At 36.8% G+C, this 14185-nt stretch carries 18 protein-coding genes and 2 pseudogenes; 9 read left to right on the plus strand and 11 right to left on the minus strand.

The features are described from left to right. Window positions 1–10 precede the first annotated feature (10 nt). Together ACN6NB_RS11770 and ACN6NB_RS11775 are read right to left on the minus strand one after the other, a co-directional pair. Complete coding sequence (locus tag ACN6NB_RS11770) at window positions 11–541, minus strand: hypothetical protein (RefSeq protein ID WP_144516093.1); 531 nt, start codon at window positions 539–541, stop codon at window positions 11–13. Window positions 542–899: 358 nt separating this feature from the next. Then, window positions 900–1196 carry a hypothetical protein gene (locus ACN6NB_RS11775; RefSeq protein WP_144516095.1) on the minus strand — a complete coding sequence of 99 codons (297 nt, stop codon included), beginning with the start codon at window positions 1194–1196 and terminating at the stop codon, window positions 900–902. 196 nt (window positions 1197–1392) lie between these two features. Between ACN6NB_RS11775 and ACN6NB_RS11780 the strand changes: the two are divergent. The 3 genes and pseudogenes from ACN6NB_RS11780 to ACN6NB_RS11790 form a co-directional block, all read left to right on the plus strand. After that, a pseudogene (locus ACN6NB_RS11780) lies at window positions 1393–1891 on the plus strand (ImmA/IrrE family metallo-endopeptidase); the annotation flags it as partial. 8 nt (window positions 1892–1899) lie between these two features. Further along, window positions 1900–2292: pseudogene (locus ACN6NB_RS11785) on the plus strand (sigma-70 family RNA polymerase sigma factor); the annotation flags it as partial. Window positions 2293–2878: 586 nt separating this feature from the next. Next, window positions 2879–3361, plus strand: a complete 483-nt coding sequence (locus ACN6NB_RS11790) for a DinB family protein (protein WP_144516097.1) — start codon at window positions 2879–2881, stop codon at window positions 3359–3361. A 22-nt stretch (window positions 3362–3383) separates the two neighbouring features. On the opposite strand, the gene ACN6NB_RS11795 is transcribed toward ACN6NB_RS11790, so the two are convergent. From ACN6NB_RS11795 to ACN6NB_RS11825, 7 genes are all read right to left on the minus strand, one after another. Continuing rightward, entirely contained in the window at window positions 3384–3680 is a 297-nt protein-coding gene (locus ACN6NB_RS11795) for a DUF3986 family protein (RefSeq protein WP_260982274.1), read from the minus strand. A 9-nt stretch (window positions 3681–3689) separates the two neighbouring features. Then, window positions 3690–4106, minus strand: coding sequence for a hypothetical protein (locus ACN6NB_RS11800; protein WP_144516099.1), 417 nt, complete (start codon window positions 4104–4106; stop codon window positions 3690–3692). 35 nt (window positions 4107–4141) lie between these two features. Next, window positions 4142–4567 (minus strand): NUDIX hydrolase, encoded by a 426-nt coding sequence (locus ACN6NB_RS11805; RefSeq protein WP_144516101.1) that lies wholly within the window; start codon window positions 4565–4567, stop codon window positions 4142–4144. A 281-nt stretch (window positions 4568–4848) separates the two neighbouring features. Then, entirely contained in the window at window positions 4849–5040 is a 192-nt protein-coding gene (locus ACN6NB_RS11810; protein ID WP_107163334.1) for a hypothetical protein, read from the minus strand. A 109-nt stretch (window positions 5041–5149) separates the two neighbouring features. Then, window positions 5150–6553 (minus strand): polysaccharide deacetylase family protein, encoded by a 1404-nt coding sequence (locus ACN6NB_RS11815; protein ID WP_144516103.1) that lies wholly within the window; start codon window positions 6551–6553, stop codon window positions 5150–5152. A 158-nt stretch (window positions 6554–6711) separates the two neighbouring features. Next, window positions 6712–7266 carry a hypothetical protein gene (locus ACN6NB_RS11820; RefSeq protein ID WP_064497633.1) on the minus strand — a complete coding sequence of 185 codons (555 nt, stop codon included), beginning with the start codon at window positions 7264–7266 and terminating at the stop codon, window positions 6712–6714. A 16-nt stretch (window positions 7267–7282) separates the two neighbouring features. Further along, the gene (locus ACN6NB_RS11825; protein ID WP_260980321.1) at window positions 7283–7849 is read right to left on the minus strand and encodes a GNAT family N-acetyltransferase; all 567 of its coding nucleotides are present in this window, start codon (window positions 7847–7849) and stop codon (window positions 7283–7285) included. Between the two features lie 231 nt (window positions 7850–8080). Here ACN6NB_RS11825 and ACN6NB_RS11830 point away from each other — a divergent pair, with 231 nt between their 5' ends. The 5 genes from ACN6NB_RS11830 (at window position 8081) to ACN6NB_RS11850 (ending at window position 11976) form a co-directional block, all read left to right on the plus strand. Beyond that, window positions 8081–8407, plus strand: a complete 327-nt coding sequence (locus ACN6NB_RS11830; protein WP_024423066.1) for an uberolysin/carnocyclin family circular bacteriocin — start codon at window positions 8081–8083, stop codon at window positions 8405–8407. A 933-nt stretch (window positions 8408–9340) separates the two neighbouring features. Further along, window positions 9341–10246 carry a hypothetical protein gene (locus ACN6NB_RS11835; RefSeq protein ID WP_231746910.1) on the plus strand — a complete coding sequence of 302 codons (906 nt, stop codon included), beginning with the start codon at window positions 9341–9343 and terminating at the stop codon, window positions 10244–10246. Continuing rightward, window positions 10209–10748, plus strand: a complete 540-nt coding sequence (locus tag ACN6NB_RS11840; RefSeq protein WP_231746909.1) for a stage II sporulation protein M — start codon at window positions 10209–10211, stop codon at window positions 10746–10748. The genes ACN6NB_RS11835 and ACN6NB_RS11840 overlap by 38 nt, the downstream gene beginning before the upstream one ends. A 21-nt stretch (window positions 10749–10769) precedes the next feature. Continuing rightward, complete coding sequence (locus tag ACN6NB_RS11845; RefSeq protein ID WP_034280043.1) at window positions 10770–11315, plus strand: hypothetical protein; 546 nt, start codon at window positions 10770–10772, stop codon at window positions 11313–11315. Beyond that, window positions 11308–11976, plus strand: coding sequence for an ATP-binding cassette domain-containing protein (locus ACN6NB_RS11850; protein ID WP_058839037.1), 669 nt, complete (start codon window positions 11308–11310; stop codon window positions 11974–11976). Before ACN6NB_RS11845 ends, ACN6NB_RS11850 begins: the two co-directional genes overlap by 8 nt. A 37-nt stretch (window positions 11977–12013) precedes the next feature. Here ACN6NB_RS11850 and ACN6NB_RS11855 read toward each other — a convergent pair whose 3' ends face one another. Next, on the minus strand, window positions 12014–12292 hold the full coding sequence (locus tag ACN6NB_RS11855) for a spore coat protein (protein WP_039180101.1): 279 nt from the start codon (window positions 12290–12292) through the stop codon (window positions 12014–12016). 250 nt (window positions 12293–12542) lie between these two features. Here ACN6NB_RS11855 and ACN6NB_RS11860 point away from each other — a divergent pair, with 250 nt between their 5' ends. After that, complete coding sequence (locus tag ACN6NB_RS11860; protein ID WP_064497634.1) at window positions 12543–12755, plus strand: hypothetical protein; 213 nt, start codon at window positions 12543–12545, stop codon at window positions 12753–12755. Between the two features lie 41 nt (window positions 12756–12796). Here ACN6NB_RS11860 and ACN6NB_RS11865 read toward each other — a convergent pair whose 3' ends face one another. Continuing rightward, window positions 12797–14137, minus strand: coding sequence for a sugar porter family MFS transporter (locus ACN6NB_RS11865; protein ID WP_034280034.1), 1341 nt, complete (start codon window positions 14135–14137; stop codon window positions 12797–12799). Window positions 14138–14185 lie beyond the last annotated feature (48 nt).

Here is a 14185-nt window from a genome sequence, read left to right on the forward strand (position 1 = left end):
GGGCCTTTATTTATGACCTAGTCAATTTATATTTTTTCTTTTTTATCTCTTCAATTTCTTCAATACATTCATCAATTAAAATTTTAAAACCAAAAAACTTAGTTAAAAAACGTTCTTTATTTTTATACTGAATTAACCAATAAATAAACAATATGTAGAATAATGCTACCAAAAAACACAAAGAAATTTGATAATAAACATTAAAAAAGTTAAAAAATTCAGCTATACTTTCTAAATTTCCTTTATTGAATTTATCGAAGTTACCTGAATTATATGTCAAGAATCCATTTATTAAAGGAACTATTCCTCCAAACAGTCCAATAAAAATAGTAAAAGGAATTGTATTAACATGACTCGTGTCTCTAGAGAGGTTAACTGAACCCTCAAGCCTTTTAGACATCATCTTTATTTGTTTTTTACTGTAGTTATTTATTATACATTGTTTAAAATTTTCTTGATAGGATTTCCCATAATTCTCAACTAAATATCTTGCTATTAATTTAGCATCGGTAAACTTGCTATTAATTTTTATTCCCCCCAATTAATGCATGGACAAAATTCTGTTTATACGATGCGCAAATAAAGAAAGTATTATTTTCTGCTCATAGTGTATTAATACCTAAAAGCTCTGCAGAATGCTCAGCTGCTAAATTTTTCAAATCATGCTTTTGATATTTAACGAATTCTTCTTAGTAAATACCTTTTTGTCGATGAGAATAACTAGAGCTTCTATTGTGCATTGACAGTTTACCGATCCACCTGCTAATTATTCTAACAAATGTTGCCGATTAACATTAATTGTTCTAGTCATGTTTCACCTCCTACCTTAATATCGGCAAGAGATTATGACAAAGAACATTTTGCAAAATTTGTCGAACGATTGAACACAAAAAAGACACCTAATAAGGTGCCCAATTGAAATACTGATTTAAGCTATATCCAATCATACTTTCCAATTCTTTTTCAATCTCTTCTTGAGTCATGGCTTCAACTGGTTTATATTCTCCGTTGGCATTATAATCAGCTGGGTTATCTGAAACCCCATTCTTTGGTGCATACTCTCCATCATCATTGTAATCATTTGGATTTGAAGAAGTTGCTTTTGGATCACTCTCTAATTCTTTTTCAGTATAAATTGAGCTATCAGACTCATCATTATCTGTTCTCTTCGCATTGCGTGTATTCCTCCGTTTCAACCTTTTCTTTTTGCAGCCTAATTACCTTTAACTCTAAAACCGAATATCGCTCTAATTATGAAACAAATTACTTAGCAGTCTTCAAGAAACGCCTTCCATATCTTAGATGCTTTTTCCTATAAAAAAGTCTTAGTTTTCCCTATAATATTTAACGAATCCCATTTTTAGATTGTTGTCTTTAAGGATGTTTTTCACCATGAGGTATACAAACAGTCTTAGAGAATTTGATTGAAAACTTATACAGGAAGATTGATATTACAGCGCCTGAACAAATTAACTTTGAACAGATTGCCGAGGCTTTAGATATTAGGTTGTCGTTTAAACCTGTTACAAGCTTCGCACTTAAACACAGCGGAATTTATAACAGTCGAAAAAGCCGAACTAAACAATGGTACGATTTCGTTCATGAATTTTGCCATATATATAGATATAAAGGTGTTTAAAAACAATGCCTACAACTTGGACGGATTATTTAAAGTGGCAGTCCAATTATTTTACATCACTTTTGCATTCCAACTTTCATGTTGTGTAATATTAATCTTTCGTACATACAATCACATGCAATTGAAAATGTAGCCTGTTTTTTTAAGGCATCCCCTTCACTCGCTAAAAAATGTTCAAGCATTTATTACAGAAAACTGACTCAACACTTATTTAGTCAAGCTGTTACGGGAAATTTATGCATCCCCCTTTTGACTTTAATAACGAAATTCTCATGCACTTACGCGCGCTCAAAAAAACGAAAAAAGACGTCTCCTTGCATGACCCCATCGGTCAGGATAAAGAAGGCAATGAAATTTCATTAATCGATGTCTTAAAATCCGAAAATGAAGATGTGATCGATACCATTCAGCTCAACATGGAGCTTGAAAAAGTAAAGGAGTATATCGACATTCTCGACGGCCGAGAAAAAGAAGTGATCGTCGGCCGGTTCGGTCTTGATTTAAAGAAAGAAAAAACGCAGCGGGAAATAGCCAAAGAGCTTGGGATATCGCGGAGCTATGTGTCACGGATTGAGAAGCGCGCGCTGATGAAGATGTTTCATGAGTTTTACCGGGCGGAGAAGGAAAAACGGAAGCGGGAGAAGGGGAAGTGAAAATGAACTCTTTCCAACTTCTAAAAAAAACAGACCTTGTTGGGTCTGTTTTTTATTTCGGCAATAAGCTACTGTCTCTCTGCATTTCTTTTGATAATAGCTACCGCCTTAGCCCTCAAGAACAATGGCAAGATTTTGGTCGGTCATGAACTAAGACATGAAGGAAATCTATTCTATTTAGAGAGCTGCAGGAAATGATGGCAAAGCGATTTGCATATAAATATTGTATTCTGCATTTATGCTTAAAAAATTTAAATACGAAAAAATAAAATATAATGCTTCATGTATTCTTGCTAATCAATTTTAAATGTTGTTATTTGATACCTGTCAGAAAGCTTAGTATAATCAATATAAGAACAAATATTCGGGGTTAGTAATCGTAGATAAACTACAACTTACCAAAAAGTGCTGCAAGAGACCCTATAAACGTAACAGTTTCCAAGGGCCATGTTATGAAAACAAGGTTGATAGTATGATTGTTTCTAAACTGACACCAGATCATGTACATTGTGTCGTTTAATTCAACAAGAATATCTTTAAGAGATAGCAGTAATTAAACAAACAATTTAACTTTGGAGTGATCATAATGATTAAGTTTTTTGAGTACAACTGGCAGGTGAGAGACGAATGGATTAACTGGTGTAATCAACTAACAACAGAAGAGTTGCTACAAGACCGCATAGGTGGAGTAGGGAGTATTTTATACACTCTTTTTCACATTATGGATGTTGAATATAGTTGGATTCGTGGTATTCAGGGTAAAGAAGACGTGGTATTAGATTTTGATGATTACAAGACTCTGGCGAAAGTAAAAACGCTCTCAACTACTTTACGACATGAAATAGTTGAATTTTTAAAATCTCATTTAGATGGAAAACAAGATCGAATAGTAACAGTTCCTTGGGATAAAGGTGAATACACTAAAAATGAAATATTACATCATATAATTGCCCACGAAATTCACCATATCGGTCAACTTTCTGTTTGGGCAAGAGAAAAAGAATTAACACCTGTATCTGCTAATTTTATCGGTAGAAAGTTAAAATCAGTACATGCTTATGAAAAGTAAGGTCAGTTAAAGATCCATTCATTTATCCCACTATGCCATTTCCTTTTAAAAAACACTCAAATAATCGCTGACCTTCCTCTTCAATTTGATCATCTTCAATTGGATATTCCCCAATGAATAAGCCTAAATGGTCGTATTCCTCATAACTCTTTAAGAGATTCAACCCGTAACTTTTCTGATCAAAAAACAATAACCATCTTCCTGTTTCTACACTCTTAAAAAACACGCCTTCATAATCAAAACCATGCTCATAATATCCTACATGTAAATGCATACTCTCATCTAAACTATGTATCCTTTCATCTGTACACACTTTCACCTTACTCCCCTACCTTTTCACATCATGCTGAAAATCAATATTCCTCAACTCAACCCAATCAACAAAGTCAGGTACCTTTTTTGTCGTTAAAAAATGTTGAATGATTTGATACGCCTGATTGCGGTCGACATAGCTGCACGATGGCACATACAATGGTGATCCAGCGACCAAATGCTCGATCGTTTCGATCTTTTCTACCTTTTGAAAAGGGACTAAAAAATCTGGATATCTGATGATAAAGAATCCATACGGTTCAGTATAAAAGAAAACTAGACTTTCGCATTCCCCATCTTCCTCTAACTCAATGGAAGATTCCCCGTTACCTTGTTTCCAATACTCTTCACTCTCCTGGAAGAAGATCTTTTTCATGAATTCTTCTCCCGGATTTTCTACTGGAGCTCCTGTGGGGCCGTAGTATAAAAACATCCATATCGCTCCTTTATGCCTATATCAATTTGGATTTAACCAATTGTTCTATTTCCCTCAAAATCATAAAAAGCTTGCGTTTGTTGGTTTAATTTTAGCATGTGATATAGCTTTGGGTTTAGCTTTTGAAAGGTTTGAGTGCTGACCCATTTTACTTCTTCAATATCATGATCCGGATCTAGAATGTTCATCTCTCCCCCGATCATTTCCGCAAAGAACGTAATGATCAGCGCATGATGCTTTTTATCTTGAAAGAATGCTTCACGAATCGAATGAAGTTCATTTACTTTGACAACATACCCTGTCTCTTCTTTCACTTCACGGATGACAGCCTGCTGCAGGTGTTCACCTTTTTCCACAGCACCGCCCGGAAGTTCCCAATATCCCTTTACATTCTTGACCGTTAATATATTTTCTTCCTCGTCATAAATAATAGCTGAAACCACGTCTACTCGTTTCAAATGAATCCCCCTTAACAATCCATTCACACCAATTGTCGAATAGATGGCACGAACTGTTCATTTTATACATTCTTATTGTACCGTATCCTTCATATCGATTGGAGGTCATAGCTTGTGGATGATCATTATTTTACTTATTGTCCTCATACGATTTACGGGGAATTTCGTTTCTCTTTTGAGACAAATCAAAGCACCAAACGGGAAAATCATCAAACTGTTAGAACATAAAAAAAATAAAACCTCACGCAACTAGCAGGAGGTTTTTTTCCATAGGAGGAATCTTACCGTTTTTCCTCAAACAACATATATCTAATTCGCCGAATATAATGGAGCGCAATATGACCGAGACATAAAATGAGCCCAATCATTGCAAGAATATAGATGGGCAGCATCAAACCAGGTACATAGTTTATAACAAATCCCAAACTAAACGCTGTCAGCATATATATGCTGATCAACCTCATCAACACCATTTTTGAAGCCCTCCCTTTCTATAACCACTTTAACATATTTTCCCTTTATCTTCATAATATGCTTTAAAAAAGATGCGAATCCATTAAAACTCGCATCTTTTTTACGTATTCAATTCACCTTTTTCGCCCGTGCTTCCTTCCACTGCTCAAGCTCCGATACTGTTAGTAACTGATATCCTTGCTTCGTCAAATCGTTGATAATCGTGACAGCCGCGTTGGCAGAGGTGTCATAGATGTCGTGCATTAAGACGGTTTCTCCGCTAGACGCATGTGAAAGAATGTAGTTTGCGACGTATTGGCTGTTGCGATATTTCCAGTCTTCAGGATCAACGTCCCAAAGCGTAACTTTCATGTTGACAGCCTCGTTGATCTGTCCGTTTGTTCCACCATATGGCGGTCTAAAGTGAGTGGGTTTGAATCCGCTAGCTTTTTCAATAATTTGCTGCGTATCTTCGACTTGTTTGATGGCTTGTTTTAATGGCAATCTTGTGAGTAAAGGGTGGTTATAGGAATGATTTCCGATTTCATTTCCACCTTTTCTGATTTCACCTAGCATATCGGGATAATATTGAACCCTGCTGCCTAATACAAAAAATGTCGCGTGTCCTTTGTTTTCTTTTAAAGCTGTTAAGATTTTTGAAGTCGTTGATGGATTTGGTCCATCATCAAATGTAAGGGCAATGGCTTTTTGATGTGGGTTAAATATTCGCTGTTTAGGCAGTTTTACAATCTTTCTTTTTGCGATCGGTTCTTTTTTCTCGTTTTTGTTCTTTTCTTTATTGATGTATTCTGGCTTTAACATTCCTTTAAGCAGTGTTTTCTTAATCGCCAGCACTTGAGGGCCTTTCTTGTCTGGTGCAATTTGCCCTGCTGGGAAGTAGAATTCAATAAAACGATCTTTGATGGCAAAATACCGATAATGCTCTGCCTCAGGAGATGTTCCTTGTTTAAGCAAATGCTCGTTTTCAGCAAGAGAGCGATCTTTTTTTAACTCCTCAAATGTCATTTGAGACAGTTTTTTCAGACTTTCTTTCTTTGATAAAAATAGATCATCTATCGATAAAAAATGCTGTTTCTTGAAATCAAAATTGAATATCTTCGTTTCATGTGCGCCTTTTACTCCGCCTTTCAATTCATATGTATTGAATTTGATCGCAGCAGTTTGTTTGGCATAATGAGTAATCTCGTAATCTATGTTTAATTCGTATCGATGATCTTCATCGACATCACTTGCTTCACTAAATGATGTTTTGAATTTATCGAGCGCTGTTTCTGCAAATCTTTTCATCTCTTGATCTAGCTTTTTTTGATGAAACACAGGATAGTTCACAGCATATCTCAAGTATCTCCCGTCATTCACGAGGGTCACAATTTCAACTTCTTTATAGCTCGCATCTGGTGCTACCTTCTTCTTCTCTGTCCCGCTTGCCTGCTGATTATGATAAAACGCGGCGATTCCTATGATCATCGCAAGTCCGCATAGGACGAGACTGACTTTCCATTTAATTGACACAATGATTCTCCTCTCGTGATGCCGTCATGCCTGAATGACGTGTGTTTGTAGGATAGACTTTGCATGCCCCCTTTTTAGTTTGCAAATCACACAATTGTCACATTTTCGACACATTTTTTAGAGAGGAATAAAAAAGGACTGATTTCTCAGTCCTTTGATTACTTTTGCATATATAGTTGAAATAATTTCGTTTCTTCATCAATGGAACGCGCTCGATCAAATGCCGCTCTGACCGTCTTTGTATTGTTCATGAGCTCGTACATCATGGTCAGCACAAAGATAAATGCTGCATTCCCATCAATGTAATCATCCGGTGCCGTATAAGATGTAGCTCCTGCCTCTAAAAAAGCATCTGCTAGATTTTTCTCTCCTAGTGTGCAGCCTGTAGAGATAACATGAACTCCTTCTAAGGAAGCATACCGCTTGATTTCATCCGCTCCAAAAGCAGTATCCCTAGGCTCTTCATCTTCGTATACATCTTCCCCTAATTCAGGCATGATAAATGCTCCTTCTTCACCATGAAACGATAAAAGAAGGTAATCTATTTCTCCTCTATTTCTACCAGATAACACATGAATCAGGTCATTTGGTCTTCCGATCCAATGCATATCGACTTTCGCGCCGAAGTTTTCAAGTGCTGCACGCAGTGCAAAAGATTCCAACTCACTATTGGGTCCTGCTGCTAACGTAATGCGCATGGCCTGTTGATTCACTTCTATCTCCTCCAGTCTATGATAAAAATAAAACCATTTTTTCCTCATCTGCATATGTATCAGCCCATTTTAACGCTTTTTCTTCGACAGCGTACGACTCAAATCCAACGGAGCGATAGAGGCGCTTTGCTGAATGATTAGTTGTCACCACTGATAAATACACTTGCTCGATGTCCTGCTGTTCTTGCGCGAAGGAAAGAGCTTTCGTCATTAAGGCATTGCCTGCTCCCATTCCGCGGGCATCGGCTGTTACATACATCGCAGTCAGATTCGCTCGGTGCTTTAACTTCTGCAAGGTTTCTCGGATGAGCGTGACTGCCCCCACAAGCTGCCCTTGATGAAAAGCGCCAAATGTCCACATAGATTGAGCCGAAGCAAAACGCGCTTTATATTTGTCCTTTGTATTGAATTGCTCTTCCTCATAGCTCATCGCAAAACCCTCTGGATTTACTCGCAGTGCTTCTAGTCTGAGTGCTGTATATTCTTCAGCATCATCTGTTGTTAACAATCGAATATTCAGAAAATCACCTCCAAAAGAATGATGGTTACTTCCAATTTTATCTTGAAAAGAGATTTTGATCAAAAGATATAGGCTTCTCTGACTCGCTTCCTCACCTGTAAAAACAAGGTATTTCCGATCATGTTTACGTGTTTTATTCTAGCAAAAACGATTCTTTTTTCACTTATCTTTTCACTTTTTTTATATTAATCTATAACTAATTCATGAAAAAAATGAAAAAAAAGGATTGCGATGAACTAAAAGATATCTTAAGATATAATAGTAATAAAAATACAAAAAAGGGAGGAATTTGATATGACAGAAACGAAAAACGAAATCAAACTACATGTTCTTTTTGGTGCTTTAGCAGTAGGATTCCTTATGCTAGCTCTTTTTTCCTTCTCGCTACAAATGCTGCCCGTTGCTGATCTAGCAAAAGAATTTGGTATTCCAGGCAGTGTTGCAGCTGTTGTTCTGAACGTGGTTGAAGCGGGCGGGGCTGTTACAACAATTGTCTCCATTTTAACTGCTGTTGGATCAGGTGGTCTTTCTCTCATTGCAGCGGCTGGTAAAGAGACAATTCGTCAGTACCTTAAAAACGAAATTAAGAAAAAAGGCCGTAAAGCCGTTATTGCTTGGTAATTCAATTTTATGACCCAATAGAAGGAGACTTTGTTCTCCTTCTATTTAAATTTTTATGCAGGTGAGAAGATGTTATATCCGTTATTATCACTACTTCTATCAATTAGAATGAAACAACAATATTCAAATCTAGCTCAGTTTATCATACGCAGGGTTCCATTTTTTAAATCGTTTTCATCTAAACAGTACATATTATTTTCTTGTATCCTAGATACTTTATTCGGATGCCTGATTGTATTCGTTATTTCTTCATATCTTTACTCTCCGGTCTATCAAATAGAATGGGAAAGTGCTTTTGTGATATTTTTGTTCCTTTTCTCTATTGTCAAAGGAATTGAATCTTATAGAAGAACGCATATTCTTCCTTTTGAAGAGTTGATACAGCTTGCACCTGTTTCCTCGAGACGTCTTTTTCAAACGCTTTTATTTTCAGAGTTAGTTTGGCTTCTTTTTACAAGCTTGAGTACTTATTTGATCTATTTTCTCTTTCAATATTTCATTGCTCAAACACATGACTTGTTATTCTGGTTGAAGCATCTGAATGTTATATTAACAGGCTTCTTACTTTTTATCGTCAGCAATAAGATATTTGGTGCTTACATCTATAACATTGTCGTAAAAAAAATTGGAATCATTCGTGTTCTTTTTTTCGCAAGCATCTCTTTACTTTTCTTCTTATTCGGAAGGGTTCTTATATCGAACATAATTTTCCCTTTTTATCACACTTTCCGACAACTTTTTCAATCAATTTCTTCGCTTGCAGAAGATGCGTTTTGGATTACACTTTCAAACAATTTGATGTCTTTATATCAGAATAATCTTCAACAAATCCATCATGCTTTATTTTCACAGGATTCGGTATTTCTAAAATTTCTTGCGCTTTTTACTTACCCTGTCACATTTTTCGTGGTGATATTAGCTGCAATACTCCTTATGAAGACCCCTGTTCGCTGGATTCCGACTGGAAAAGAGTATGATCAAAGCTCAAAACATTTTAGAGATTTATTTTATTGGTACTTTCAAGCACTTGATAAAATTCAGAGCTCGCTGTTTCAAAAGAATATGCTGATTCAAAAAGATCTTAAGGTGCTAAAAGAAAAAAGGTGGCTGCTGTCTAAAGAGTTTTTTAATTATATGTTTATGTCATATGAAGCATTCTTCTATGTCGGGGTTATGACCGCTTTGATCTCGATTATTGATCATCATACCTTGCAAGTTCAGCTATTATTCACTTTAAATGTGATGATTTTAGCTAATCAAACATATGAAATGAGAATGCTGACCCCTTCTATATTTTCTTTAAGTGCTGAAAAAAAGAATATTTGGCTTTATGGACTTTCTCAAACATCTCTTATGCAGTTTTTCTTATCAAAAATCCAGTTATTTTATTGTTTATTTTCCATACCATCACTCTTTCTATTGTTCATTAATCTAACAATCATTAGTGCATATCAACTTTTTGATGTTCAGATGCTTATTCAATTGGTGGCATTGGGAGTTGGCTTTTTCATTTTTCCATTGATTCAGCTGTATTTGTTTCCATTCATAACAAAATTTAATTTTATTCACGAGCATGAAATAGGGACAACCAATGAAGAAATAGATGTTATCGATAAAGGACAGGCCTTTGCTAGGAATTTTCTCGTGTTGCCTTTCATGTACTATATGATCTTGACCTCTTTTCTACCTATTTTGCAGCATTCTACAAGTCTCGTTAGCGTTCTGTTTGCTTTGTATTTTGTGATTGTTTCCGTGATTTGCTGGGTGTTATGCCGCAAGACCATCTATAAAGGGATTGAATATGTTGAAAAAAATAAGGTATTTTATATCGGAGAATAGACTGATTCTACGCCTCGGCTACCTCTACGCTGCTATCTTTATTGCAGCTGTGCTAATCGGAAGCCTTCTTCCTTATGATCAGATTCCTTATCTTAAAAAGGATGAAGAGATGTTTTTTCTATCTATTTTCTTAAACAATTTACAAGTTGGAATGGCGATATTAGGCATCGGAGCTTTTACAGGCGGGATCATGTCTGCAGGCATTCTTTTTTACAACGGCTACATAATCGGCAAGCTCGTTCAGTATCTGATTGTCAATCACGAAGCGCAGCAGCTATTCACAGGACTCCTTCCTCATGCTTTTGTAGAAGTTCTTGGATTAATTCTGTTTTCAATCGTCAGCTCTTTTCCTTTTATTTATCTTTATCGATTTATAAAAGGAGAAACAATTGAATTAAAAAAACTGATCCTAACTGTGCTTCAATTGATTTTTGCAGCAGCCGTTCTTTTATTCACAGCATCTCTTTTAGAGCAATACGTTAGCCATGTACATCTACCATAGAAGAAAGGAGAATGTGGTTCCATGGAGCTACTTCTACGACCTAAGCAATTTTTCAATCAGAATCAATCAATTAAAACTATTGTAGGCCTTGTCTTACTATCCTTATTTGTGTCGACTGTCTTTTTAACATTTTTTATTATTGATTTGTTAGTAGATGAACCTTTATCCACTGGGAAACAACTTGCCAGCATTGTTTTTATCTTTTTGCTGACAATTCCGCTTTATTTCATTTTAAATTTTCTCAGTACTGTTCTAACTTCTATTTATATGTATTTTTTTCATAAAGCTTTTATTTTACGCAAAATGTATCTTGTTATTTTGGTTTATAATGCATTTCTTTTATTAGTGAATAGTGCAGCGATCTATTGTGTGATGGTGTTACAGTTAGATCACTATTTTCTCTTGATTCAAATAGTTTCATTCTTATTCAACTTATATCTTTTACGCATCCTTTATGATGGAATTATTTACTATGCTGAAGGATCAAAAAAAGCTGCCTTAGCAACTGTGATCTTGTATATGCTGGTGACTACTGCGTTTGTTATTGGAGGATTCATCAATGGCTAATCTTCAAGTATCTCAGCTATCTTTTCACTATGAAACAACAGAAAAGACTTCTCACCTTCTCGATCATGTGTCATTTGATCTGAAAGAAAGTGATCGAGCTTGTATTATTGGAAAAAATGGCAGCGGTAAATCGACACTTTTAAAGATCATCGCAGGTCTGCTTCCTTCAGCATCCGAAACGATTTTACTTAACGGGCAGCATCACCCTGGAACCGCTCAATATAAAAGTCTGGTAGCGTACATTCCAGATAAACCTTTAGTCTATGATGCGCTCACTGGCTTCGAGCATATGGAGCTTATCCAGTCTTTATGGAATATGAAAAAGTCGGAAAAGGTTTTATACAAAGAAACCTTTCTATCGCTTTGTGATGCATTTGATTTAACTCATGCCCTAAAAATGCCTGTCAAACAGTATTCATTGGGCATGAGATATAAACTTTTTTTTAATAGTATGGTGGCAAGATCACCAGAGCTGATTATTCTTGATGAGCCTTTTACCTCTCTTGATGAAGCCTCTCAAATTCAATCGATTTCTTTATTAAAAAAAGAATTCTCACATCGATGCGTTTTATTTACAAGCCATCAGCGCTACCTTTATTCAGAATTAGGAAATCGTTTCTTCCAGCTGGACCAAGGAAAATTAAATGAAATGGAACGTTAACCATACAAAAGGCATCCCATAAAAGGATGCCCCTTCACTACCACTTACAGCGCTTCACCGGACGGCAGCAAGGGTTTTTGATATCACTGCCGCAATCGTATTCTTCTACAATATACTCGTTGTGAGTCGATTCAGTGACCGGATAGTAGTTTTCTATTCTTTTAATGTTTTTATTGACGTTTGTGATATGCGTTGGATGAATTTTTCTGATCGTTTGTTCATTCGTTCTTGTGTTGACAATTTGACGTGTGGGGAAAACAACCGTTTCTTCTCTGCGAGGTCCAAAGAAGAAATCATCTAATCGATTTCGGCTCATCTTAACACCCCTTCAAGTTGTCTTTCACTTACACTCTATCGTATGTAAGAGGCACCTTTCGTGATTAGATGCATGTCTATTTTTAAAGAAATCCACTTTCTATCTAGTTTTCTTTTTATTTACAAAAGGACAATTTTAACATATTATACAAATGATATATTGAGAAGATAGAACATATATGAAAACAACACATAAGCTCTTTTTATTCACTGCATTTTTTCTACTCATCATCAAATAAGAGGTGAACGATATGATTAACACGGCACAGCCATTCGAACGAAACAAGCTAGACATTGCACTAGAACTAACTCAATTACATCTGAATCAATATCAAACCAATCATCCTGATCAGCTGAGTGAAATTTACGCGAAATATTATGCACTGATTGAAGTGCTGGATTTGTCATCCTATGATCAATTAATTGATTTACTGCCAGATGAGCTTAAACAGACGCTTGAGTAAAAAAACCATCTATCCCGTGTGGGTAGATGGTTTTCTTAAATTTATACACGTGCAGCCATATCGGTTTCGATTTGCTCTAAGCTTCTTCCCTTTGTCTCGACTAGCACAAATCGGGTGAATAATAGTCCGATTAAGCAGATGACGCCAAATGAGGAGAAAATAACCCCAAAGCTGAATTGATCTGCCAAGATAGGGAAAACGAGTCCAACTGCTAACGATCCGGTCCAGTTAAAGGCAGAAGAGATACCTGCTCCGATGCCTCTTACAGATAGCGGGAAGATTTCGCCAATGATGATCCAAGTGATCGGTGCCCACGAGAAGGCATAGCACAAAATAAAGCAGCAAAGTGAAATCAATGTCACCCAGTTTAAAATTCCTTCACTGACGCCAAGTGCACCTAATGCGGCTGGGGCAAAGAAAGAAAGAGCCATGCCCGATCCCCCTACAGTGAGAATCGTTCGGCGGTCAAAGCGGTCAACAAATTGTAAAAAGATCACGGTCGTGACGACAAAAATGACACCGACAATGACTGTAAAACCTGCGGCAACCTGCGGCGCAAGACCTACATTCCGAGCGATACTCGTTGCATAATAGACAATGGAGTTCGCGCCTTGAATTTGTTGAAGGGTCGCCATTCCAACCCCAATGAAAAGAGCCATTCTGAATTTCTTTTGAAACAATTCACGAATACCCGAGCGTTCTTCTTTGGCGACTTCTAAGATTTCCTGCATTTCTGATTCGATTTCCTCACGGGAAGAACGCAGTGATCCTAATACCTCTCGTGCTTTATGAGCCATTCCGTGTTTAATCAAATATCTCGGAGATTCAGGAAGCTTCAGCATGCCAATATAAAGCACGATCGCAAATAAAGCAGCACTTCCCAGCATCCAGCGCCAGCTGTCTGGGATGGGTTCAAACACAAACGCGACAATATAGCTGAGCAATAGTCCAGTTACAATCATGAGCTGATTGAGTCCAGATAATTTCCCGCGGATTTTAGCAGGAGCGATTTCAGACATGTAAGCCGGAACCAATGATGAGGCTGTTCCTACTGCTGTCCCTAAAAAGATCCGAGCGATGGTGAGTGAAATCTCTTCTGGTGCGACAGCTGATCCGATAGCCCCGACAAAAAAGATAACGGATGAGACCAAAATGAGTTTTCTGCGGCCAAATTTATCCCCTAAGAGACCGCTTAAGATCGAGCCAATGATGGCCCCGCCCATTAATGAAGAGACAACAATTCCAAGCCATAATGGGCTGAGCTGAAATTCTTCCTGAATATGTCCTTCTGCCCCTGCAATAATACCAATATCATACCCAAATAAGATGCCTGCAAAGGACCCGAAAAAGAAGATAAATTTGCTTGACACTTTTTTCTCCAAGTGGATGACCCCCTCACTTAATTAACCGCTTTCATTTCTCCCTGTGCT

It is taken from the genome of Bacillus sp. 11B20, from assembly GCF_056098985.1.